We start from the raw sequence: 24,819 nt of genomic DNA on the forward strand, positions 1-24,819 counted from the left end.
CAGCAGATCTTTCTTTTGCAAAAAATAAATGACTTATTTGATGGATTAGCTATTTGAACTGAATCTGGACATATCTTTTTAGAAAAAAGAAAATCCTACTCCCTCAGAATCCAAGGAAAAATTGATGCCTATTGTTCACTCATTTCCCGAACAGTTTTTTCTATATTTTTTGCATACGATATTGCTGAAATGATTGAAACGCCGTCAACATTGGTCTTCATAATATCTTTAATATGTTGCGTCTGTATCCCACCAATTGCAACTAAGGGAATTTGTGGCAATAGTTTTCTCATCAATTTAAGACCTTCATAACCTATAGCACCACCAGCATCATCTTTTGACTGGGTATCAAATACAGGACCAACACCAACATAATCTACATATTCAACTTTTGATTGTTGAAATTCTTCCTCGTTTTTTATAGAAAGACCAATTATTTTATCTGGCATCAATTTTCTAATTTCATCAACACCAAGATCATCCTGTCCTACATGTACACCATCAGCATCAATTTCCATTGCCAAATTAATATCATCATTAACAATAAACGGAACATTGTATTTTTTACAAAGATCCTGTAGTTTAATTGCTAATTCGACTTTTTCTTTACCTTCTAAGGCTCCCTCACCTTTTTCACGGAATTGAAATAAGGTTATACCACCTTTTAAGGCTTCCTCAACGACTCTATATATATCTTTTCCTTGGCAAGTAGTCGTTCCACAAATAAAATATAGTTTTAGTAATTCTTTATGAAACATCTTACTTCACTCTTTTGAATTCCTTTACATCTTCGTCTGTAATCTCGTATAAGGCATTTATAAATTCAACTTTAAATGTTCCAGGAAGATGCCCATTTGGACGTTTTTCTGCCATTTCTCCAGCGATATTGTAAACCAACATTGCTGTTTCTATTGATTTCAATTCTTGACCTTTTTCAAGTCCGATAAAGCTTGCTACTACAGCACCTAATAAGCATCCTGTCCCAATAACTTTTGGCATCATGGCACTACCATTATGAATCGTTACAACTTCTCCATTAACCGCAATGGCATCCACTTCACCTGTTACTACTATTGGAATATTGAACTTTTTATTTGCTGCTAGAGCAATTTCATCAATATTATCTACGCCTGCACTATCTACTCCTTTAGATGCCACATTTATTCCTACTAAAGAGGCAATCTCGCCAGCATTTCCCCTAATCGCTGCCAGTTTGTAATTATTGATTAGATCATCTGCTACTTTTTTTCTATATTCTCCTGCTCCACAGGCTACAGGATCTAAAACTGCAGGAACATTATATTTTTCAGCAATTTTTAGTGCCTCTTGGTACAGCTTCCAATTATTATCCGTTAAAGTCCCAATGTTAATCAATAATCCTCCAGCATATTTTAATAGATCTTCTAAGTCTGCTGGGTACTCGCTCATAGCTGGTGAGGCACCCAGTGCTACTAATCCATTTGCTGTAAAGTTTTTTACAACATCATTGGTGATACAGATTACTAATGGTGCTTTTTCTTTTAATAATTTTAAACTTGTCATATTGAAATCCTTCCTTTTCACTTTATACGATCTACTGATTTCGATTTATCTCTATCTTTCGTTAAGAAATTTTTCAGTTACATTGAATGATTTACCTCATCAAATTTGTCAGTATCCTGAACTTTCCCTAAGCATCATAACCAATATCAAAAAAGGCTAATTCTAAAGCGACTGCTTGGTTCCAGCGTTGCTTAAGTTCTGTCAAATCTTCTCGACCTTTTCCGACACGATTGAGTTCGTCAACCAGAAATTGAACCCACTCTGCAAAGAAAGGACCTCTGTGGAGATTGATCCATTCCAAATGAATATAGGCTTCAGGTAGAGCCAAATCTTTAGAACCCCAGTCTAAATAGAGACCTTCTGCAATGACCAGCATGACTAAAAGATGGGCATAGTCTGATGATGATACAGCAGAATACATAAGCTCCTGAAAGGCTTTTGTTACAGGATGCAAGGTCACTTCCAGATAGTCATTCTCAGATACTTTTAAATCTTTGAAAGCTTTTTGGAAATAACCGTCTTCATCTGCTTCAAGAAAGCCTAGTTGCTTGGCAAAACGAAGCTTGGATTCAAGCTGGTCTGCGTGGGCTACGCAAGCACCCAGCATGGATAAGAAGGCATCAAAGAAGTGATAATCTTGAATTAGGTAGTCTTTTAAGACCTTATTCTCAATTGTCCCCGCAAAAAGTTCCTTAACAAAACGATGATTGATTGCAGCCTGCCAATCCTTCTGACTGCTTTTTAATAATTCTCCAACAGTCAAACCTGGCTGAAATGCATAGTCTTGTCTTTCCATATTTACTTTTCCTCTCTTTACTCGTTCGTAATCAACAAAACATCAAGAAAATCCCAGTTTTACTTGACCTTTTTAAAGAAAATCAAGGGCGTTCAAGAAAAGCTACCTAAATGCTTTGTATCACCTTCATCCAGTTTATATAAACAAAAAAACTCCAATTACAATCAAGAATTAGAGTTTAGCTTACAAGATTAGATCGTTCATTTCGCCATACGAAAAAACGTTTCACATTTCCCTTCGCCAGTCTTAACTGTATCAGGTTCAATGGGTATCATCTCAGCCTAAAGCACCCCAAATGTCTTTATTATTTAATTACTGCACCAGTATAGCAAAAAATGAAAGCCCTAGCAAGATATTTGACTGAAAAATATATTTATATAGATTTCAATGGTGATTTATTCTTCCTATAGACGAAGAAAAACCTCCACATCAAGTGGAGGCAAGCTATTTTATCAATACAATTTTAAGTCACGAGGGTCAACTGGGAAGGATGGATTGTATGGGTTATGACGGAGTTTGAAGTGTTTGACATCTTCAATCGTCTGAGTTCCAGATAACTGCATGACTGTCTTCAATTCTGCATTCAAGTGTTCAAAGACTTGACGCACACCCACACTGCCACCAAGAGCCAAACCATAAATCACAGGGCGACCAATAGCTACCAAGTCTGCTCCTGAAGCCAAGGCTTTAAAGACGTGCTGACCACGACGAACACCAGAGTCAAAGACAATTGGCACACGTTTATCAACTGCTTCAGCCACTTCCTGAAGTGAGTCAAAGGATGCTGGTCCACCGTCGATTTGGCGACCACCGTGGTTGGTTACCCAGATACCAGAAGCTCCTGCAGCAAGCGAACGTTCAACGTCCTCACGACACTGTGGCCCTTTCACATACACAGGAAGTCCTGAGTATGCAGCGATAAATTCGACATCGCGTGGAGACAAGCGTTGTTTGGCTGACTTGTAAACAAAGTCCATTGATTTTCCAGCACCTTCTGGCAGGTATTCCTCAACAATCGGCATGCCAACTGGGAAGACAAAACCATTGCGCTTATCAACCTCACGATTGCCCCCTACAGTTGCATCTGCCGTCAAGACAATCGCTTTGTAGCCTTCAGCCTTCACACGGTCCATGATATGGCGGTTAATGCCGTCATCCTTACTAAAGTAAAATTGGAACCAATGAGGTGTCCCTTGAAGAGCTTCCGTAATTTCTGGAAGGTCAACGGTAGAGTAAGAGCTGGTTGTATAAAGAGAACCAAATTCATGCACACCACGCGCAGTAGCCACTTCCCCCTGTTCATTTGCCAATTTATGAGCCGCAACAGGCGCCATAATAATTGGTGAAGATAATTTTTCACCTGCAAATTCAATCTCTGTACTTGGATTTTCAACATCACAAAGCGTATGAGGAACGATGAGTTTGTGGTTAAAGGCACGGATGTTCTCGCGTAAAGTGAAAGTATCTTCTGCTCCACTAGCGATATAACCAAAGGCAGCTTTAGGAATGACTTGTTGCGCCATTGGCTCCAAATCATAAGTGTTAATAAAATCTACAGGTCCTTCTGCATTGCTTGTTTTATATGACATAAAGTGTCCTCCTTATTAAGTAAGCGTTTACTTTTTCTTACATAAACTATCTTACCTCTTTTTCAGAATCCTTTCAAAAATTTTGTCTGGAAATTTCAAACTGATTATCTGAATATGCCCCCAAAAAAGAGAGGACTCTCATTCTACCATTATCCTATATTCTTCTTTACCTTTAGGGAGCTTTGTTTTATTGCCCACATATAAAAAATCAGATAATCCTAGTGACTACCTGATTTTCTACTTTTAAGCGTTTTGCCAATTTTCTTGGTCTTCTTTAAAGCGTTTTAGGAGAGCGAGTCCTTCTGGTGTGATGTAACCTTCTTCTTGGGCTAGGTGAATGAGCTCGCTATAGTTAGATAGTGTCACCAATTTCACATCAGCATCCGCAAAATTCTTATCGGCTTTCGGCAATTGATAACTGAAAATCGCTACAACTCCAAGCACATCGGCTCCTTCGCGTTTAGCAGCTGCTACAGCTTCAAGAACAGACCCACCAGTTGAAATGAGGTCTTCAACAACAACCATCTTTTGCCCCTGAGCTACGCGACCTTCGATTTGATTACCAGCTCCGTGGTCTTTTGGTTTGCTGCGGATGTAGGCAAAAGGCAAGTTCATCTTGTCAGCGATGATAGCTCCGTGTGGAATTCCTGCTGTCGCAGTTCCTGCAATCACTTCTACTTCTGGAAATTCTGCTTTAATTGCTTCCACAAAACCATTTTCAATCAAGCTACGAGTCTCTGGATAGGCAAGCGTCACACGATTGTCAGTATAAATCGGCGATTTGATACCAGATGCCCAAGTAAAAGGCTCCTCTGGTTTGAGATAAACGGCTTGGATTTTCAAGAGGTGGCTAGCGATATCTTTAGCAAGTGTCATAGTATTCTCCTTTTGTTTTTATAATCTATTTCTTTAATTTCTGTCTTGGTTCCATTCATCCTTGATAGCATGATAAGTTGTAACAGGATCTTCAGCTTGGGTAATAGGACGTCCCACTACGATATAGTCACTACCGATTTGATAGGCGTCCGCTGGCGTCATGACACGTTTTTGGTCTCCTACCGCAGCTCCCGCTGGACGAATTCCCGGTGTCAAACAGATAAAATCTTTGCTTGTTGCTTCTTTGATAAGCTTGACTTCCTGAGCTGAGCAAACGACACCATCCAAGCCCGCTTCAGCTGTCTTCTTGGCATAGTGAATGACCGATTCTTGAAGACTGGTTTGGATATTTTGAAAGTCTCTCATTTGTTCTTCAGAAGTTGAAGTCAATTGAGTGACAGCAATCAATTTTGCTTCTTTTCCAAGACCTTCACGCGCAGCCTTCATCATCTCTACACCACCAGCAGCATGAACATTGGTCATGTCTACACCAAGCTGAGATAAGACCTTCATAGCAGATTTGACTGTATTTGGAATGTCATGTAGCTTGAGGTCCAAAAAGACACTATGCCCCAGTGACTTCAAATAACGGACAACTTCAGGACCTTCCGCATAATAAAGCTCCATCCCTACTTTTAGATAAAGACTTTCTTCTGCTGGGAAAAGAGATAAAAATTCCTTGACTGCCTCAAAACTAGGAAGATCAAGAGCAATAACTGGACGATGTTCACGCATACCTTTCTCCTTTTACCTTTGTAAGCTAGAGAGCATGAAAAAAGGAACCTGCCAACAGCAAGGTTCCACGAAAAATGGGTAGAGTCCACCCTTTCACCGTCTAACCTTAGCTGCCTCTCTGGACTGCTTTAAAGGTTTTTTTCTATTCTATTATTTATAGTAGGACTTGTCAAGCAAAAACTTGAAACTGGACTTCTATACCATTCAAAAATCAAGAGAAAAAGTTAGTCTAACGACTCTGTGACTGCTGGCTCGTTTGACTTTGATTTCCCTGTTCTTCTTGTTTTTTCTTTTCTTCTTCCTGTTTTTTCTTCTCAGCTTCCTTAGCCTCTTGCTTGGCTTTTTCTTCTGCTTCTTCTATCAGCTTATCCGCTATGGTATAGCTGTATGCTCCAGCCTCCATATCGACTACACTCGGTTCAGACAATTGTGGCTTGATTTTGCTGTAATAAGGCAATTTCTTGCTCAATTCTGATAGGGGAACCAAAATCTCATCTGTATCCAGCATGGTAATTTTTAAAAGATCTGCTGTTGCCTTGCTCGGCGCTAATTCGATTTTCTGGATTTGACTCTTGATATCCTCACTGATGGTAGACAATCCTGTTATCAGCTTTTTCACCTGCTGCTCATCGTTAAAGGTAACTGTCAGATAAGTCTCAGGCAAGTTTAAGCGATCAACAGGAGTTGACTCTACTGTACCACTAGAAAGAATTGGATAATACTCTTCACCAGACACATAATAACCAACAATATCAAATTCCTTAACCTCAATCGTAAAGTTAGTCGGAAATTGATAGTTAATCTTCGCTGATTCTATCCAATGATTGGACTTGATTCGCTCAGCGTATGTTTCCTTATCCAACAATAGAGCTAAAGTATAGTCACTATCTTGAATCCCAGAAGCCTGTTTGATGTCATCCGCCTGGGTGTTACTATTCCCCTTAACCTCGATATTTTTGATGGTCGAAAGTGGAGTCAATAGATAGACTGAAAGAAGGAGGACCAGGACACTGGGTACCAAGATACTCACAGCTCGCCAAATATGAACAGGCGCAATTTTAGGTTTGGCTGGTTTCTCTGGTTTTTCTTTTTTCTTCTTCTCTTTTCCCTCTTTGACTTTCCGGTCATCCTTTTGAGATTTTTCTTCTTTTTCGGATAGTTCCTTGCTTGGACTTGAGGCTTCCTCATCTGACTCACTCGATGATTTCTTGGATTCCTCCAATAGTTTCGAGTTGGCTTCCTTACGAGCTTGTTTTTCCTTTTCCTTCTCTTCAGCAAGGGCAGCTTCTTCCTCAGCCTTCTTCTTCAGGTATTCCTGGTTTCGTTTCTGCCATTCAGACAATTCTTGCTTCTGGTTTGATTCTTTTTTCTTATCCTTTGACATTGATATTCCTTATGCTAGGTCTTTTCTTAGTAGATCGTAAAAATCTGCAAGAGATTTCAATTCAGTCGAAGCTTTCATGCTAGCTTGGTATTGATCCTTGTGACTAAGCAAGTGACTGAGTTTCGCCTCCAAGCTTTCCAAGGTCAAGTCACTTTCTTGAAGTTCTTCTGCGTAGCCTTTCTTAACAAAATAGGCAGCATTTTCAATCTGGTCTCCTCGACTTGCTTCACGACCCAATGGTACGATGAGATGGAGTTTCGCCATGGCCAAGAGTTCGAAAATCGTATTGGCACCACCACGCGTCACTACTACATCTGCCATTTCCATCAAGGGTTGATAGAGGTCCGTCACATAATCAACACGAAAGAGATTTTGACTCAACTCATTGAGGCTTGAATCTCCAGTGAGATTGATAATATTGTAGCGCTCTGTCAGTTCTTGCTTATGATCTGTCACTAATTGGTTAAAAACACGAGCTCCTGCAGAACCACCAACAAACAATACCGTTGGCAATTTAGGATCAAAGTGGGTTTGGATATCCACCAATTCATCTGGTTCTGGGGTGTTTTGGTCTGAAACCTTGGTCACTGCTCCCACATGCTCGACTTTTGCGAGACCAGCAGCCTGCTCAAATGTCGAATACATCTTAGTCGCAAATTTATAGGCAATTTTATTGGCCAAGCCCATAGAAAGGTCCGATTCATGAATAAAGACTGGCACTCCTGACACTCGCGCTGCGATAACCGGTGGTACAGAGACAAAGCCACCCTTTGAAAAAAGAGCCTGTGGACGCAGTCGTAACATGATAAAGAGCGATTGGACAATTCCCCAACCAACTTTGAAGACATCCAACATATTTTGCCAAGAGAAATAGCGACGCAACTTCCCAGTCGCAATGGAATGGAAGGTCACATTCAAACCTGACTTGAGGATTTCTTGGTGTTCGATTCCGTGTTTATCACCAATATAGTGAACTTCCCAGCCGTCTTCGATGAACTTGGGCATTAACAAAAGGTTGAGGGTGACATGTCCAACCGTCCCCCCACCTGTAAAGACAATTTTTTTCATATTATTCCTTTAACTCCGCTACTGTGTCGATAAAGAGGTCGCCACGTACTTCAAAGTTAGCATACATATCCCAGCTAGCATTGGCAGGGCTGAGAAGAACCACGTCTCCTTGAGTCGCGAGCTCATAAGCCTTGCGGGTTGCATCAGCAATATCTGTCGCATCTACATAAGTCACACCAGCCTTCTCTGCTGCCCGTTTGACACGTTCTGCAGATTGACCGAGGATAACCATCTTCTTGAGCCCAGTAATATCTGGCACCAATTCGTCAAACTCATTGCCGCGGTCCAAACCACCTGCGATTAAGATAACCTTACTATTGTCAAATCCTGACAAGGCTTTTTGAGTAGCCAAGATATTGGTTGACTTGCTATCGTTATAGAATTTGACCCCCTTGATTTCATCCACAAACTGAAGACGGTGCTTGACACCACCAAAGGCTGAAAGAGTTTCCTTGATGGTTTGATTATCCACACCACGGAGCTTGGCTACAGCAATGGTCGCAAGGGCATTTTCTACATTGTGGCTACCTGGAACACCGATTTCACTAGCTGCCATGACCACTTCGCCACGGAAGCAGAGTTGACCATCTTCCAGATAAGCTCCATCAACCTTTTCCTTTGTTGAAAATGGAACAACAGTGGCTTGTGTTTTAGTAGCCAATTCTTTTGCCAAATCTTGGTTAAAGTTCAATACAAGGAAATCATCCGCTGTCATCTTGTTCTGGATATTCCACTTAGCTGCCACATACTCTTCAAAAGAACCATGATAGTCGATATGAGTGGGCATGAGGTTGGTAATAACCGCAATCTCAGGATGGAATTCTTGGACACCCATTAGTTGGAAAGAAGAAAGTTCCATGACGAGCGTGTCCTTGGCTGTCGCAGTTTGAGCCACTTGACTAGCAGGATAGCCGATGTTCCCTGACAAAAGACCATGTTGACCAGCAGCAGTTAAAACTTCCCCAATCATCGTCGTTGTGGTTGTTTTCCCATTTGAACCAGTGATACCGATAATTGGCGCTTCCGAAATCAAATAAGCCAATTCCACCTCAGTCAGGACTGGAATCCCCTTTGCCAATGCCTTTTCAATCATGGGATTGCTATACGGGATACCTGGATTTTTCACCATCAGAGCGAAATCTTCATCCAATAATTCCAAAGGATGCCCACCAGTGACAACCTTGATTCCCTCTTCTAGCAAGCTTTGAGCAGCAGGATTTTCTTCAAAAGGCTTGCCGTCATTTACTGTCACAATGGCACCCAGCTTGTCCAACAAACGGGCCGCAGACTCACCAGACTTAGCCAAACCCAAAACAAGTACTTTCTTATTTTTAAATTGATCGATTACTTTCATGTCTCAAACTCCATTTCTACTCCTACTATTTTACCATTTTTATGGAAATAATACTAAACGAAAATGCTCTAGTCCTCATTCTACCATAGAAAAAGAGAGCCGTAGCTCTCTTTCTATTTATCTTCTTCTGCTCTTTTTTACAGGCATGAGCGTAATGTCTCTCAAACTAAAGTAGGCTAGAGCCAGCATGGCGATTGTGACAAAGAATTCTGTCGGTAATTGGAAGATTTGCAAGATGGACAACATCAGCAAAATCAAGAGAGCAACAACTACAAAGACCAAGATAACGATGTTGACTGTTCCTTTGATACTTTGAGGTGTCGCAAATACATAGAGTAGTAATAAGAGTATCCCTATGATTAAATAGACCATCTTTATCTCTTTCTAGCTCTTATTCAGCTGATTTTTTCTTTTTATTGGCTTTCTCACGCTCTGCCTTGTTAAGGATTTGCTTACGCAAACGGATAGACTCAGGCGTTACTTCCATGTACTCGTCGTCGTTCAAGAACTCAAGTGATTCTTCAAGGGTCAAGATACGAGGTGTCTTGATAACCGCTGTTTGGTCCTTAGTAGCTGAACGGACGTTGGTCATTTGTTTGGCCTTAGTGATGTTAACTGTCAAGTCGTTTTCACGAGAGTTTTCACCAATAATCATTCCTTCGTAAACCTCAGTACCTGGGTTGACAAAGATTGTACCACGTTCTTCGATAGACATGATAGAGTAAGTTGTAGCCTTACCAGCGTCGATGGAAACAAGGGCACCACGGTGACGTCCACCAATTTCCCCTGGAATCAATGGTAAGTATTGGTCGAAGGTATGGTTCATGATACCGTAACCACGAGTCATTGACAAGAACTCAGTTGAGTAACCGATCAAACCACGCGCTGGAACCAGGAAGACCAAACGAGTTTGACCATTACCAGTTGAAATCATATCCAACATTTCACCCTTACGTTCAGAAAGGCTTTGGATAACAGAACCTTGGTATTCTTCTGGAGTATCGATTTGTACGCGCTCAAATGGCTCACATTTGATACCATCAATCTCTTTTACGATAACCTCTGGACGAGACACTTGAAGCTCATAGCCCTCACGGCGCATGGTTTCAATCAGGATTGACAAGTGCAATTCTCCACGACCTGAAACAGTCCATTTGTCTGGCGAGTCCGTTGGGTCAACACGAAGGGAAACATCTGTTTGCAATTCTGCCTGCAAGCGTTCTTCCACCTTACGAGAAGTCACCCATTTACCTTCTTTACCAGCAAATGGTGAGTTGTTGACCAAGAAAGTCATTTGAAGAGTTGGCTCATCGATGTGTAGGATTGGAAGAGCTTCAACAGCGTCTGTCGGAGTGATGGTTTCACCGACAAAGATATCTTCCATACCTGAAACGGCAATCAAGTCACCTGCTTTAGCTTCTTGGATTTCACGACGTTCCAAGCCAAAGAAACCGAAGAGTTTTGTAACACGGAAGTTCTTCGTTGTACCATCTAGTTTAGAAAGGGTAACTTGGTCCCCAACTTTCACACTACCACGGAAGACACGACCGATACCGATACGACCTACGAAGTCATTGTAGTCCAAAAGTGAGACTTGGAACTGCAAAGGTTCATCTGAGTTGTCCACTGGAGCAGGGATATGGTCGATAATGGTATCAAAGATTGGCGCCATTGTTTTTTCTTGATCAGCTGGATCATCTGACAATGAAGAAGTCCCGTTGATAGCTGAAGCATACACCACTGGGAAATCAAGCTGGTCATCGTCTGCACCAAGCTCAATGAAGAGCTCCAATACTTCGTCTACTACTTCTGCTGGACGAGCTGATGGTTTGTCGATTTTGTTAACAACCACGATTGGGACAAGGTCTTGTTCCAAGGCTTTTTTCAATACGAAACGAGTCTGTGGCATTGTTCCTTCGTAGGCATCTACGACCAAGACAACACCATCAACCATTTTCATGATACGCTCCACTTCTCCACCAAAGTCCGCGTGTCCTGGTGTGTCCATGATGTTGATGCGTGTGCCATTGTATGCTACAGCAGTATTTTTGGCAAGAATTGTAATTCCACGCTCTTTTTCGATATCGTTTGAGTCCATAGCGCGCTCTGCCAATTCAGTACGTGCATCAAGCGTTTCTGATTGTTTCAACAATTCGTCAACGAGGGTTGTTTTCCCGTGGTCAACGTGGGCGATAATCGCAATGTTACGGATATCTTCTCTTAATTTTGTCATGATTTCCTCTAATATTTAAATTTTTATTTCTAACTGAACAATTATACCACAGTCTCATTCAAAAATCACAGTTCAGCTAAGTGTAAATGTTTTCACTCTGCTTTTCTAGTCAAGGCAACTCTTTTCAAAGTCAGAGACTTATGATAAGATAAGCTGGTATGCGTTTAGATAGATTATTAGCCCAAGAAAAGGTCAGTCGCAAGGCTATGAAACAGGCTTTATTAAAAAAAGAAATCCTAGTAGATGATTGTCCAGCCAGCTCACTCGCTCAAAATGTCGACACTGGATTACAGAAATTAGTCTTTCAAGGACGACAAATCCAAGGCTATGAGCATAATTATCTCATGCTTCATAAACCTAACGGAGTCGTTACAGCTAGCAAGGATAAGAAACTTCCAACCGTCATGGACCTCCTTCCACCTGACATCCAGTCTGACCAGCTCTATGCTATCGGCAGACTAGACCGCGATACGACGGGACTGCTCCTTTTGACAGACAATGGACCTCTTGGTTTTCAACTCCTTCATCCCCAGTACCATGTTGATAAATCTTATCAAGTGGAAGTCAACGGACCGCTCACGTCAGACCATATCCAAAAATTCAAAGATGGGATTGTCTTTTTAGATGGGACCACTTGTAAACCTGCTCAGCTAGAAATTCTAGACATAAGCCCAACAGAGAGCCATGCCTCTATTACCATCTCAGAAGGAAAATTTCATCAAGTTAAAAAAATGTTCCTCTCAGTTGGTGTCAAGGTGACTGCCCTAAAACGCGTCCAATTCGGTGACTTTACATTAGACCCAGAACTAGCAAAAGGGCAATTCCGCCCCTTGAATCCAGAGGAATTGGAAATCATTAAAAACTATTTAGAGAAAAGTGGATAAAAGAAAAAAGCTTTAAATTTAAAGCTTTTTTCTTTTTTGCTTATCTAAAAAATATTGCGATGGCTGCAATCCAGTTAAGAACAGAAACTACAAGTCCTACGATGTTGAGAATTTTTTCTGTTTTATAGTCCAGTCCAGATTCTTTTTGGTATGAAAAAGCCAAGACCAATCCTATGATTCCCAAAATTAGACCTACTATTGGAGATAGCAAACCAAGGACGATAGATAAGATACCTAAAATAAGTGAAGGTTTTTTCTTTTGTTGTGAATTCATATTACAAAATCTCCTTAAATTTAATATAAATGATGATACCATAAAATGCAAGCTTTATCTATCATTCGACAGATTTTAATAGAATGTTAACTCGTCTTCACTTTCCCTTTCCAAGAATCTAGTCCATAAGAAAGAATATAAATCTCAGAGAAACCTTGTTTTTTCAAATAAAGTGCTGCATTGGTCACTCGTTGTCCACGTTGGTTTTCGTAGAGAAGGACAGGTTTATCCTTGCGAAGGGCTGCAAGGCTTGACTTCAACTGATTTGAAGGAATATTGCGAGCTCCGAGGATATGTTTTCTGTGAAATTCTGCTGGTTCACGGACATCAATCAATTGCCCTTTCCGAATCAAGGCTTCAAATTCTGCATTATCCACTATCTTAGCCGCACGACGAATACGAAGGTAGTTATACCCCATCCATGCCGCCATCGCTAGAACGATTCCCCAAACAATCCAAATTGTCATAAGTTCTTATCTCCATTTTTCTCAATATAGTCTAATTCTATCTTGTGCTCTCTACGAAGAACAGCTTCCGCCTCTAGATAGTCTAGCTTGTCCATCAGACCTGCATCGTAGATCCGAGAGAGTTCGAGCTTCATCAGTTCAATATCATACAAGCGCTTCCCCATGTAAACAATAATGCCAAACTGTTTGAGAAATTGCTGCACATCATAGAATGTTTTCATAGCTTTCATTCTAACAGATTTTAGACTTTTTTTCAATACTAGACCAGCTCTTTCCCCCTATTTTCTTCGTCTTCATTGCCCATTCTTCCGCAAGTATGGTACAATAAAAACATGAGAATTCAACAACTACACTATATTATCAAAATCGTCGAAACTGGCTCTATGAATGAGGCAGCCAAGCAACTCTTTATCACCCAACCCAGTCTCTCTAATGCCGTTCGAGACTTGGAAAATGAAATGGGTATTGAAATCTTTATCCGCAATCCCAAGGGTATTACCTTGACTCGCGATGGTATGGAGTTTCTCTCCTACGCTCGTCAGGTTGTCGAGCAGACCCAGCTTCTGGAGGAGCGCTATAAAAATCCTATCGCTCACCGCGAACTTTTCAGCGTTTCCTCTCAGCACTATGCCTTTGTAGTCAATGCCTTTGTCTCTTTGCTCAAGAAAAGTGATATGGAAAAATACGAGCTCTTCCTTCGTGAAACTCGGACTTGGGAGATTATCGATGACGTCAAGAACTTCCGTAGCGAGGTCGGTGTCCTCTTTTTAAACAGCTACAACCGCGATGTTTTAACGAAAATGCTCGATGACAATCACCTGCTAGCGCACCACCTATTCACAGCCCAACCCCATATCTTTGTCAGCAAGACCAACCCTCTAGCTAAAAAAGACAAGGTCAAACTGGCTGATTTGGAAGATTTTCCTTACCTCAGTTACGATCAGGGGACGCACAACTCCTTTTACTTTTCAGAGGAGATTCTTTCACAAGAGCACCACAAGAAATCCATTGTAGTCAGTGACCGTGCCACCCTCTTTAACCTTTTGATTGGTTTGGATGGTTACACCATTGCAACAGGGATTTTGAACAGCAACCTCAACGGAGATAATATCGTTTCCATTCCACTGGACATAGACGATCCCATTGAGCTGGTCTATATCCAGCATGAAAAAACCAGCCTGTCTAAGATGGGCGAACGCTTTATCGAATACTTACTAGAAGAAGTTCAATTCGATAATTAATAGAAAAATGAAAAAGGGAAAAAGAAAAAGTTAGGAAATAAAAAGTGAAAAAGATACTACTGACCAGTGCTTTAATCCTTTCAATCGCAGGATTAGCACCCGCATCCGTCTTAGGAGAAGAAAACACAACTCAATCCACATCTGCTGTCAAGGAAGCAATTGCCAAAGAAGAAAAGAAAGAGTCGAGTGTTGAGGAAAACTCTAAATCAGAAGTTCTTCCGAAAGTAGATGTGCAAGAAGACAAGCCCAAAAAAGAAGGATGGCACCAAGAAAATCATCACTGGCGTTTTTACCAAGATGATAAACCTGCTTTGAACTGGAAACAAATTCAAGGCAAATGGTACTACTTCGATCAAGATGGTAATCGTCTTCATTCTACTATCTACAAAGGCTATGCCTTTGACCAAGATGGTGTCATGATAGAAAATAGCTGGACCAAACTGGACAATCAATGGTACTATGCTGATCCTTCTGGACGACTAGCTCAGAACACCTGGAAAAAAATTAACGGCTCCTGGTACTATTTTGACCAAATTGGAAGTATGCTCAGCAACACCGCCGTTGACGGCTATCTTCTCACAAAAAGCGGAGCTATGGCAGAAAAGGGCTGGACTAAATTAGACCAAATTTGGTATTATGTCGCTCCTTCTGGAAAAATCTCACAGGATAAATGGGAGAAAATCAACGGTTCTTGGTATTACTTTGACAAAGACGGTGGAATGCTGAGTGCGACAACCTTCAAGGGCTACCTCTTCAACCAGAGTGGAGCTATGGCAGAAAACAACTGGGTCAAAATCAAGGATACTTGGTTCTATGCGAACGGGTCAGGGAGATATGTCCAAGAAAACTGGCAAAAGATTCAGGGTTCCTGGTACTCTTTTGCTCATGATGGTGGAATGCTAGCAGACAAATGGCAAGGAAGCTACTTCCTAAAAGCCAGTGGGGCCATGGCGGAAAAAGAGTGGATCTTCGACAAGACTTATAAGAGCTGGTTCTATCTAAAAGCGAATGGTCGTTATGCAAATCAGGAGTGGATTGGAGCATACTACCTCAAGTCAGGTGGTTACATGGCAAAGAGCGAATGGATTTACGATAACTCTGACAAAGCACGCTACTACCTAGATGATAATGGACATTATGTTTCAGGAACTTACAAGATAGACGGTAAGGAACACCTGTTCCAAAAATACGGCCAATGGATTTCTGAAGTTTCAACTGAAGGTGGATTTGTAAAAGGCCAATACAGCAATACCATTTTCCTAGATCCTGGGCATGGTGGTCGAGATTCAGGTGCCTTTTACTACAATGTAGCTGAAAAAGATCTCAACATGCAGATTTACCGTAAGCTTCGTAGTAAGTTGGAAGAACTAGGTTACAAGGTCCTCACTTCTCGTGATAGTGATATTGACGTTGATTTTGTTACCGAACGTTCTCGTATGGTTAATAAAACCAACTCGGATATTTTTATCAGTATTCACTTCAACGCTACTGGTAATACCTACTCAAAAGCGAGCGGTATTCAAACCTACTCCTATAGCGATGAACCTGATTATCCAAGTAAGATTAATAAATACTGGCACAATCACCCAGATCGTATGAGTGAAAGCAAACGCCTCGCCACTGCCATCCACTCCTCTCTCCTAGCAGAAACAGGGGCCAAAGACGCTGGTCTGTTGGAGAGCAGCTATGCCGTACTACGCGAAACAGCCAAACCAGCCGTTCTCCTAGAACTTGGTTATATGGATAATTTCTCCGAAAACCAACAAATTAGAGATAGCCACTACCAAGATAAACTGGTCGCAGGCATCGTAAAAGGGATTCAAAAATATTACGCTGGTCCGTAAAAAAAGTCTCGAGAAATCTCGAGACTTTTTTATTTATCTTCTTTTTTATCCTTATCAGGAAAGAGGTAGCCAAGTCCTACACAAGCTAGCACACCGGCACCAATCACCAAACCACTTGAAATGGGCAAGAGATCAAAAATAGCATTTGCAATGATAAAAGCAATAATTAAGCACATCAGACTAGCCTTATAGTCTTTTTTCAAAAGATTTTCTAGAGTGAAATAGAGGAATAAGCCAACTGGAATCAGTGACCAGAGGTTGACATCCAAACTTGGCCATCCAACAGATCCGAAATACAATACTAGCGCTGCTGCTACTAAAAATACAAGTCCCAATAATTTTTTCATTTTTTTGTCTCCATTTTCTTTTTTTGGTTCTTGAGTTGTCTGATACTGACCCCTCACGTCCCTTACATGAATCATTATAGCAGAGGAATTTTTCAAGAACAAGCCCTTTTGCCTATCTGGTCAATATCTCTGTCTAAGTGGTTGAGTATTTGTAACAAAAGAAAAAGAAGCCCTAATGGGCTTCTTGATTCTGCCGATTGCAACAGTATTTTTGAACGAATACCATCTAGTTTTTCTTTTCCTTTGACTCTAGAGAAGATTTGATTGCTTCACGATCAGCTTGCAGTTGAGCTAAGTTCTTTTCTGCTTCCTCAAGTTTACTGGTATCTGGTTTCACACGATAATAAACATTTTCTGGTTTCATTAACATAGACCCATAATCTTGTCCTGAAAGTAGTCTTTCCTCAGCATGATTGCTTTTATCCGTAATCTTTCCGTCATCAGCAGGTTGCATAACAACTCCACTTGGCACAGCTACTACTACGAATCCTCCAGCAACAGAATCTTTTACCCATGCACTAATAGACGCTGTCTCAGGGTTACGACTATCTTGACCTTTTGATACCTTTAATCCAACTACAGATTCGTACTTTTGATCATTTGTAAACCAAGTCGCACGTACCTCTCCAGAATCATTAATAATGTATTCATTACCAGATTGACTACGCCAAGTACCTTCTAAACTAGACAAATCATTGTTCTTGATTGCTTCAATATCTAGTTTTGGAACAGCAGTTTCTTTCTTCAACTTGCTAACAAGTGCTTCTGCTTCCGTAATTTTGGTATCTAAAGCAGTCAGTTGATCCTTGAGTTTTTGAATTTCCTCTTGTTTATCCTTATCAGTCTCATCTGTTTTTCCTTGGCTTGTAGACGATTTACTTGTTGACTCTGTAGTTGAAACAGCAGACGATGTTTGATTTGACTCTTTCTTTCCAATCAGAAGATATGAGAAAATACTTACCAAGATGAGAGTGACTAAAACAGAGAGTGCTATGCCAATATAGATTTTTATATTTTTATTCGGAGCCGACTTTGATTCAGACCGCTTAGGTCCATTGATCTCTTCAAATTGTTTTTCCCGTTCTTTCTTATTCATAATTTTCTCCTTTTTGATTGATATTCAGGCAAGCTTACGATACTTCATTCGTTACTATCCATGAACTTTTATGACTTTTAAAAAAAAATCCAAGCAAAAATTTCTAGAATAAATAACTATCAAAATATCTCTAGATTGGTATCAAAACAAGTATTTATTACAATACATTATACCACAAAATATAAACAACCGTTTGTATTTATATTTTTATAAGCCAAAGAAATGGATTTTAAACAGAACCCATCTCCATTAGAAAAAGCCTGTCCTGTGACAAGGCTTTTACATATATCTCTTTAAAATCTCCTATTTTCATAGAAATCTAAATAATATATTTATAAATCAATATTTTCACAAAACTATGTCATCACCTCACTATCTAATCTCAGTACTTAAAGCATTTTTTCTATAGCTTTTGTCTTAATCTTTATTTTTTCTCTTCAATCCAAGAAAAGCTCCTACTATAAACATGATTCCGGCAGCTAATAGTGTCTGGGCTCCGCTTGCTGTTCCGGTTTTTGGCAACTGATTAGGATTGTTACTAGTTGATTTACTATTGATGTTAGTATTTTTATTAGTTAAGTTCCCTTGTTCATTTAGATAAACGTTCTTGTCAATTTCAAAGTTTTTATCATTTTCATCAGAAACAATACTGTTGACATCATTAGTTGAATCAGATTGTGTTTTTTCTTTCTTTTTCGATACATCAAAAGTAGGTTTATTTTCCTCCTCCTTTTTCTCCTCTATTTTCTTGAATACAGGTTTTATAAAGGTATCTTTTGATAGATTAAGAACATAGCCGGCGTCTTTTTTCCCTTCGAAACCAGAAATTTCCCAACCATCAAATTGGTATCCTTTTTCTAATTCACCCTTATAGACAGGTAACATAAAATCTTCTTCCGACACTATCGTTGAACTCATTTCTTTTCCATTTTGAATGGTTACAGTTACCCTATGAGGTTTTAGTTCACTTACCTCTCCCGTATCTTTGTTTAAAATGAATTCTTTTACGGTTGTATTTCTTGCGAAATCTTTTACAACAATCTTAATGTTTAGTGTCTTATCTGTTAGTTGTTTAATATCATCAAATGATTTGTATTCTTTTCCATTTACATAAATATGTTGTTCTTGAATCTCACCATCGAATCCATTATTTCTTTTATCATTGATGTTAAAGACTACAGATTTTCCGTTAGCATATTCGATACTTGTATTTCCCTTAGGATCAATGTTTACTTCTGGTTTTACATTATCATATAAAAATTGATAGTGTACTCCAACCGCTTTCGCATTCAAATCGCTATAGCCAGTTTGAAGATAAACATTTCCATCCATATCTGTTACCTTATCTGGAAATCCGTTTGCTTTATAGTCTTTCATTCCCCAGTCCATGATGTCACCGTCTTTAACATTAAGCTTAATGTTAAAATCTCTAGTGTTATCAATGTGTAAATCTCCATAGATTAAATAATTATCTACAACCGATTCATTAACTCTCAACTCCCAGTTAAAACCACCCTTATCAGAAATCTTACCTCTTAAATAAAATTCTGGATTTCGTACATAAATTTTATTAGATTTAGATGGATTAAAGTAGTTCTTGTCCATTGAGAGGTTTACTGGTTTTGCATCAATAAATAACGTAGAGCCATCTTCTTTAATAGCTTCTACATTGGACTTATCCTCTCCTGTGTACTCTTTACCATCCTTACCAAATAATACCAGTTTAGAAGGATCTGTTACAAGATTGCCATCTTTATCGATTGCCTCCCCTTTATCATTCATTTTAAATGTAAACACTTGATATCTTACAATGTTAAAGCCGTCCAAAGCCGACATTAATACTGATTGAGTACTTCTTCCATCTTCAACATTTCTACTATCAGCATAAATTGTTGTTTCTGATAAGACTCTTAGATTAGGATTGGCCTTTTGGATTTTTGCTATATCTTCCTGGCTATAAACTCCATTCCCTTCTAACATATCCGTTTTTCCAGGATTATAGGTAGTCACTTTTAGTGCATAGCCTTTTCTCAGAATGATATTATCCTTTAACAGATATTGTTGTTTTTCTGAATCAGCATAGATTTTACCAGATTCCATGTCCGTTAAATTGTTTGGTTTGTTTTTTGAGAGATCTCCTTCTCCTAATTCTATTACATTCCCATAACTTGATGCATACGGATATTCTGCTTTAGTTTCCTTATTTTTTTCAGGCATTCTAATTTTAGTTTCAGCTTTTATCTGACCATCATCTTTGACAAAAAACCTCATATCTCCTGCAAAAGCTAATCCATCCACAATATCATTAATATTAGCGTATAAATCAAATGTCATCGTTTTTGAGTGGGAATCATACTTGGTCGTTTTGATTTCTATCGATTTATAATTATTGCCATAATATACCTTGGCATTTTTAGAAACATTACTGATCTTTCCAAGAATTTCAAAGTGTCCATCTTTAGACGGGTTTAGAATGCCATAAATTTTTGATTTGATTTCATCAAGTTTTTCAGTTTCATATTCTAAGGCACTACCATCGTCATATGCAATGATATTTCCCTTATCATCGTATTTATAATCGTATTCCTCTATTCTCTTACCAGTTTCACTTGTAAAGTCATCAACTTCTCTGAATTTCTTTTTAATGAGTTTCTTTAAGTCTTTACTTTCAAAATCTCTAATTGTTGAAATAGTTTTATGAATAGTCAAGCTAGATTTTTCTTCGGTAGCCTCTTCATTTTCTTGATGATGTTCTACTTCCGTTGTATCTTTTTTAAGACTATCCTCTTTTCTATTTTCTAAATTTTTAAATTTAGATTCGGGAATCTCGCCAAGCTTTTGGTATTTAGATGAATCTTGATCAGGATCTACTAGATAATAGGAAATCATCCCCTTTTCATCAGCATGATCAGCAAATTTAATTCTATGAATCTTTGTGAAATTGCTAGAACCGTCTAATGCAATCACTTCAATGATTTTGCCTCTTAAATCTCCTGCACCTTTAATTTCATAAATGGTATTTCCGTCTTTGTCAAGTTTCCTATTTCTTCCTTGACCCTCACCTGCATAAGTGACTTCAAGATTTTTCTCAACCTCTCCATCTTCATTAACAAGAGCGGCCCCAGCATACCAAACTTCGTTGGCAATCTCGTCAAATTTTTCAGGATGTTCTTTTTGATCTCTCGCAAATAACGTTTCATTCTTGTATTGCTCTTTGACCTTGTGATAAGTATCCTTTGTAATTAACTTAATTTTTTCAGGGTTTGAAAAATCAATTGAAACAATCTTTGGAGGTGTGTTATCAATTTTTACAGGAATATAGGAAACCTGCCATGGGTAATCCTTGGTTAATCTATATTTAAATTTATAGAAATATTGGCCTTCCGCAATCGGTTCAAATTGTCCTCGTATCTTAGTAGCAGGATCTTTTTTGTCATTACTTTCTGGGGCATTTTCTTCTCTACCTCTAGGGTTATAAATGAGTCCATCCCATTTCAAGTCACCCCAAACTTTTAGTTTAGATGATTTGATTCCTTTTGCATCATTTCTTTTAGAGTTTAAAATTCCTTTAATAAAGTGTTCTCTCGAAATGACTTTTAAGTCTTTTTGATTTTCTCCTTCTTTATTTGTATTTACTATTGAAATCACCCCTTCTTCTGCACTTCTTAATACAAGTGGAGAAGGCGTTAATCCTCTCTCAAGTTGAGCATCTTGAGGATTTCCATTTGAATCTAAAGGATAGATTTTAGCAATATTAGAGCCACTTGATGAAGGTGCGTTGATTCCTTCGTTATTGAAAGCAAATAATTCTGGATTTTGATCTAGGGATGTTGTATTTTTATCTTTTCTATTTTGGATAACTCCTGCTGGATTAAATTTATCTATACCATGTTCTCCACCAATCCCCTTATTTAAGGTACCTGGAATTTTTGGTTTACCATCATCATCATAACCTTCCATTGCTTTTGATTTTGATCCTTCTTCCCAGGCCCATTTATCAAGGATTGGTTCGTGGTTCCAATTCCCAGCAAATCCCATTAGAGGCATCGATAAAGAAGGTTGGAAGTTTCTTTTCTTCCCGTTGGAGTTTAGAGCTTCCATTTCTTCCACTGACTCAAAATGAATAAATGATTCTACAAATTTATTTTTATTTTTTGCTTCCCCAACATTTATAACCGCATTTAAATCAAAGCTGGAATTTGGACCTATAGTGAAAGTGTCATGCTCAAATGTGATATTTGCTCCTTTGACTTTTTCTGGGTGAATTTCTGGAACAATTTGCTTCCCGTCCGGAGATTTTTCATCTTTATATGTTTCATCGAGTTTTAGCCTATCAGTTAGAGCATCTGTAGTTACAGTTGATGCAGAAACTTTAAAGGTTAAAGGTCTGTTTGAGGTATTGTGAAGCTTAATTGTAAAGTATTTTTTATCACCTTTTATTTCTTTAAGAGAAATGGAACCATATGAATTTACCAAACCTTTAGAATCTGTATTTTTGAAAGTTGCTACAACTTCATTTCTCAAAGCGTTGGCAACATTAATTAGACCTGCTCCCTGTTGTCTAGGTGATGCAAAGTATTGACTCTTTTCTTTCCAAGAGGTTGCATCCATCATCGGTCTTGCAGTATTTTGTAAGGCTATTTTTGTAAGACTTGTAAGGTCTATTTTGTCATCTCCCTTAAGATTTTTCAAGACAGGTCTTTCAAGCAATTCCTTTAATTTTGGTCGAATCAAAACAGTAGAAGCTGCTACGATTGGAGTTGCCATACTAGTTCCTGACATATAACCATAAGTGGATTTACCATTGATAACATTTAGAGTGGATTTAATATTTTTACCAGGTGCTGAAACATCCGGTTTTAAAAGCAAGTCTGTTCTTGGCCCCCAAGATGTAGACCCTGCTGGGACTATAATATCTTCTTTATAAAGTTCTTTGTCTGTGTCAGCTGCAAATTTAAAGTCAATTTCTTTTTCATCACCTACATTCGGTTTATTAGAATTATAGCTTTCCATATCAATTGGATAGTATTGTTCTAAGTTATCTTTAAAATCTTCCTTATTATTTCTTTTGACTTCAGTTTTTTTATCAGGGTTAATCATGTTCCATAATTTTACACCATCATCTCCTGAAATTGAAAATACTTGACTTTTAGTCCCTTCATCCGCTTCATATCCCATAGCTGGAAGGTCTGTCCAATTATCTCTATTGTAGTAATTTACAGTATTTACAACCATAATGGCACGTGCGCCTTTATCCATAGCTCTTTTAAAAGCATCTTTTAAATCCTTGGTATAAATTCTATCCATTACTGCAATTTTGCCCTTAAGATCCAAGCCTATCAAATCCTGGTCTTGACCTTTGCCTATATATACAAATTTTAATTTATTTGGAGTTTTTGACCCATCCTCATTGGTTAGGATTTTATTTTTATCGAAAAAAGCTCCTATATTTCTGTATTTAAAACTTTGTCCTCCAATGTTAACTTTATCAAATTCAACTGTCTGATTTTTAGCAGAAGCGACCGCTATCGCATCTTCATGTGCTGCAGTTCGCGTTACATTTCCAGTGTCGGTCATTTTCAGATTATTATTTGCCACTAAATCCCATGAAGAACTTGAAGCAGAAGTCGCAAAATTACCTGTAGCAACAACCATTGGGATTCCAGCTTTTCTTAATGCTCTAATAGCCTCCCAATATTTCTCGCCTACAAGACCTGTTCCCGTAAAGCCAGATGATACCGAAACAACATCGACATTGTGTTTGATCGAATCTTCAATAGCATGAAACATTGTTTCATCACCCGCAAACCCAGATCCTGCGTCAGAGTACATTTTATAAGAGAAAATTTGTGCATTAGGCGCAATTCCATCTATGCCATTAAAGTTCTTGATGTCTTTTTCAGTATCATTTCCAGCAAGAATCCCTGCAATATGCATCCCATGTGGGTCAAAATAATCCCTTCCATCATCATATTTTTCTACAGTGATTTTACCACCATTATAATAATTGAACGCATGAGGGATTTTATCACTCAACCAATAATTTTTATCAGTGCCTTTTAAGTCATCTTTTTTAAATTTCATCGAGTCTTTGGCATCATCATCGATTCTCATAGCCTTATGCCTATAATCTGTTCCAGTATCGATATTTGAAATGACCATACCTCTACCATCAAAATTTTTCCCAAATGGAGCATTAATAGACTTTAGGTAATCAATAGCTTCCTCAACTCCAATTTCCTTTCTGGCATGATTCATCATTGGTTGGACTTTTTGTGATCGTTCAACCGACGAAACACCTTCTATTTGTTTAATTTTGTCCAAATTATCTGGAGTTGTTTCAATGGCAGCGCCATTAAAAATCGTATTATAGGTATATAAAACTTTTGTATCCTTAAGATTGGATAGTTCCTTGATTGCTTTTTCTCCAGATTCTTTATCTTTAAATTCAGCAATATAGACAAGTTTATCTTCTTTTTTCGGATTTTCTGTATCTTTATTTACAAATGAGTCCGCATCATCTCCTTTGGGTTGCTTGGAGTCTTCTTTGATACTTGCTCCTTCGTTACTAGTTTTTTTGTCTATCTCAGACTTTCTACTAACAACCTCTTTTTCCTCAATAACTGTTGTCTTCTTCTCCTCAATATCCTTTGAAGTTTCTATAACATTATGAATATCTTCAGATTGTTCATTGTTTTCTGTTTCTTTATCTGCTACTACTTTTTCTTTACCAGAAATTTTTAAAGCATCTTCAGAACTAGGTGCATCTGCTACTACTTTTTCTTTATCAGAAATTCTTAAAGCATCTTCAGAACTAGGTGCATCTGCTAAAATTACCTCATTGGGGGCATATGCTGCTAAAATAACTGCAGCAGTAGTTAATGACAATACCGTACTTTTTTTCATTATAATTCCTTCATTTTTTATTTTAAACCCAATAGATAGAAAACTTTAACTTTGCTAGCCTTTGTTATAAAAAGTTTTATGACGTATTATCTAGTGGGATAGAGTAGTACATTTATATATAATTGTTAGCTCTCTGAAAAATAGTATATCAATTAAAAAAATTTAAGTCAAGAAAAATTAACC

The 24,819-nt window shown here is 38.6% G+C and carries 20 protein-coding genes and 1 riboswitch; of the genes, 3 read left to right on the forward strand and 17 right to left on the reverse strand.

Annotation, left to right across the window (positions count from 1 at the left end; translation table 11 throughout):
- Nucleotides 1-128: 128 nt before the first annotated feature.
- The 11 genes from thiE to typA all read right to left on the reverse strand — a co-directional run bounded on the left by thiE (nucleotide 129) and on the right by typA (nucleotide 11,577).
- On the reverse strand, nucleotides 129-758 hold the full coding sequence (gene thiE, locus M1G01_RS04510) for a thiamine phosphate synthase (RefSeq protein ID WP_247931265.1): 630 nt from the start codon (nucleotides 756-758) through the stop codon (nucleotides 129-131).
- Between the two features lies 1 nt (nucleotide 759).
- Complete coding sequence (gene thiM / locus M1G01_RS04515; protein WP_247931266.1) at nucleotides 760-1,542, reverse strand: hydroxyethylthiazole kinase; 783 nt, start codon at nucleotides 1,540-1,542, stop codon at nucleotides 760-762.
- Between the two features lie 127 nt (nucleotides 1,543-1,669).
- Nucleotides 1,670-2,338: a TenA family protein gene (locus M1G01_RS04520; RefSeq protein ID WP_084872716.1), complete on the reverse strand. Its 669-nt coding sequence runs from the start codon at nucleotides 2,336-2,338 to the stop codon at nucleotides 1,670-1,672.
- Between the two features lie 215 nt (nucleotides 2,339-2,553).
- Nucleotides 2,554-2,642: riboswitch (TPP riboswitch) on the reverse strand.
- A gap of 148 nt (nucleotides 2,643-2,790) precedes the next feature.
- Entirely contained in the window at nucleotides 2,791-3,927 is a 1,137-nt protein-coding gene (lctO, locus tag M1G01_RS04525; protein WP_247931267.1) for an L-lactate oxidase, read from the reverse strand.
- A gap of 243 nt (nucleotides 3,928-4,170) precedes the next feature.
- On the reverse strand, nucleotides 4,171-4,803 hold the full coding sequence (gene pyrE, locus M1G01_RS04530; protein ID WP_247931268.1) for an orotate phosphoribosyltransferase: 633 nt from the start codon (nucleotides 4,801-4,803) through the stop codon (nucleotides 4,171-4,173).
- A gap of 33 nt (nucleotides 4,804-4,836) precedes the next feature.
- Nucleotides 4,837-5,538, reverse strand: coding sequence for an orotidine-5'-phosphate decarboxylase (gene pyrF, locus M1G01_RS04535; RefSeq protein ID WP_247931269.1), 702 nt, complete (start codon nucleotides 5,536-5,538; stop codon nucleotides 4,837-4,839).
- A 229-nt stretch (nucleotides 5,539-5,767) separates the two neighbouring features.
- Nucleotides 5,768-6,922: a cell division protein FtsQ/DivIB gene (locus M1G01_RS04540; protein ID WP_049504704.1), complete on the reverse strand. Its 1,155-nt coding sequence runs from the start codon at nucleotides 6,920-6,922 to the stop codon at nucleotides 5,768-5,770.
- Nucleotides 6,923-6,931: 9 nt separating this feature from the next.
- The gene (locus M1G01_RS04545) at nucleotides 6,932-7,990 is read right to left on the reverse strand and encodes a UDP-N-acetylglucosamine--N-acetylmuramyl-(pentapeptide) pyrophosphoryl-undecaprenol N-acetylglucosamine transferase (protein WP_084857107.1); all 1,059 of its coding nucleotides are present in this window, start codon (nucleotides 7,988-7,990) and stop codon (nucleotides 6,932-6,934) included.
- A 1-nt stretch (nucleotide 7,991) separates the two neighbouring features.
- The gene (gene murD, locus M1G01_RS04550) at nucleotides 7,992-9,344 is read right to left on the reverse strand and encodes a UDP-N-acetylmuramoyl-L-alanine--D-glutamate ligase (RefSeq protein ID WP_247931270.1); all 1,353 of its coding nucleotides are present in this window, start codon (nucleotides 9,342-9,344) and stop codon (nucleotides 7,992-7,994) included.
- 117 nt (nucleotides 9,345-9,461) lie between these two features.
- Complete coding sequence (locus M1G01_RS04555) at nucleotides 9,462-9,716, reverse strand: DUF3165 family protein (RefSeq protein ID WP_000262661.1); 255 nt, start codon at nucleotides 9,714-9,716, stop codon at nucleotides 9,462-9,464.
- Between the two features lie 19 nt (nucleotides 9,717-9,735).
- A complete protein-coding gene (gene typA, locus M1G01_RS04560; protein WP_247931271.1) occupies nucleotides 9,736-11,577 on the reverse strand; it encodes a translational GTPase TypA in 1,842 nt (613 codons plus the stop codon).
- A gap of 158 nt (nucleotides 11,578-11,735) precedes the next feature.
- Between typA and M1G01_RS04565 the strand changes: the two genes are divergently transcribed.
- Nucleotides 11,736-12,461 carry a 16S rRNA pseudouridine(516) synthase gene (locus tag M1G01_RS04565; RefSeq protein ID WP_049489832.1) on the forward strand — a complete coding sequence of 242 codons (726 nt, stop codon included), beginning with the start codon at nucleotides 11,736-11,738 and terminating at the stop codon, nucleotides 12,459-12,461.
- A gap of 40 nt (nucleotides 12,462-12,501) precedes the next feature.
- On the opposite strand, the gene M1G01_RS04570 is transcribed toward M1G01_RS04565, so the two are convergent.
- The 3 genes from M1G01_RS04570 to M1G01_RS04580 form a co-directional block, all read right to left on the reverse strand.
- Nucleotides 12,502-12,735, reverse strand: coding sequence for a hypothetical protein (locus tag M1G01_RS04570; RefSeq protein ID WP_049489831.1), 234 nt, complete (start codon nucleotides 12,733-12,735; stop codon nucleotides 12,502-12,504).
- 86 nt (nucleotides 12,736-12,821) lie between these two features.
- Complete coding sequence (locus M1G01_RS04575; RefSeq protein WP_061588331.1) at nucleotides 12,822-13,202, reverse strand: rhodanese-like domain-containing protein; 381 nt, start codon at nucleotides 13,200-13,202, stop codon at nucleotides 12,822-12,824.
- Entirely contained in the window at nucleotides 13,199-13,432 is a 234-nt protein-coding gene (locus M1G01_RS04580; protein ID WP_000646473.1) for a YqgQ family protein, read from the reverse strand. The genes M1G01_RS04575 and M1G01_RS04580 overlap by 4 nt, the downstream gene beginning before the upstream one ends.
- Before the next feature lie 102 nt (nucleotides 13,433-13,534).
- Between M1G01_RS04580 and M1G01_RS04585 the strand changes: the two genes are divergently transcribed.
- Together M1G01_RS04585 and M1G01_RS04590 are read left to right on the forward strand one after the other, a co-directional pair.
- Nucleotides 13,535-14,443, forward strand: a complete 909-nt coding sequence (locus tag M1G01_RS04585) for a LysR family transcriptional regulator (RefSeq protein WP_001222578.1) — start codon at nucleotides 13,535-13,537, stop codon at nucleotides 14,441-14,443.
- A gap of 44 nt (nucleotides 14,444-14,487) precedes the next feature.
- Complete coding sequence (locus M1G01_RS04590; protein WP_247931272.1) at nucleotides 14,488-16,287, forward strand: N-acetylmuramoyl-L-alanine amidase; 1,800 nt, start codon at nucleotides 14,488-14,490, stop codon at nucleotides 16,285-16,287.
- Between the two features lie 29 nt (nucleotides 16,288-16,316).
- Here M1G01_RS04590 and M1G01_RS04595 read toward each other — a convergent pair whose 3' ends face one another.
- From M1G01_RS04595 to M1G01_RS04605, 3 genes are all read right to left on the reverse strand, one after another.
- Nucleotides 16,317-16,634, reverse strand: coding sequence for a LiaF transmembrane domain-containing protein (locus M1G01_RS04595; RefSeq protein WP_000734665.1), 318 nt, complete (start codon nucleotides 16,632-16,634; stop codon nucleotides 16,317-16,319).
- A gap of 226 nt (nucleotides 16,635-16,860) precedes the next feature.
- Nucleotides 16,861-17,730: a DUF6287 domain-containing protein gene (locus M1G01_RS04600; RefSeq protein ID WP_001034385.1), complete on the reverse strand. Its 870-nt coding sequence runs from the start codon at nucleotides 17,728-17,730 to the stop codon at nucleotides 16,861-16,863.
- Between the two features lie 417 nt (nucleotides 17,731-18,147).
- Entirely contained in the window at nucleotides 18,148-24,636 is a 6,489-nt protein-coding gene (locus M1G01_RS04605; protein ID WP_247931273.1) for a S8 family peptidase, read from the reverse strand.
- Nucleotides 24,637-24,819 lie beyond the last annotated feature (183 nt).

It is taken from the genome of Streptococcus oralis (assembly GCF_023110055.1).
Lineage (GTDB): Bacteria > Bacillota > Bacilli > Lactobacillales > Streptococcaceae > Streptococcus > Streptococcus oralis_BY.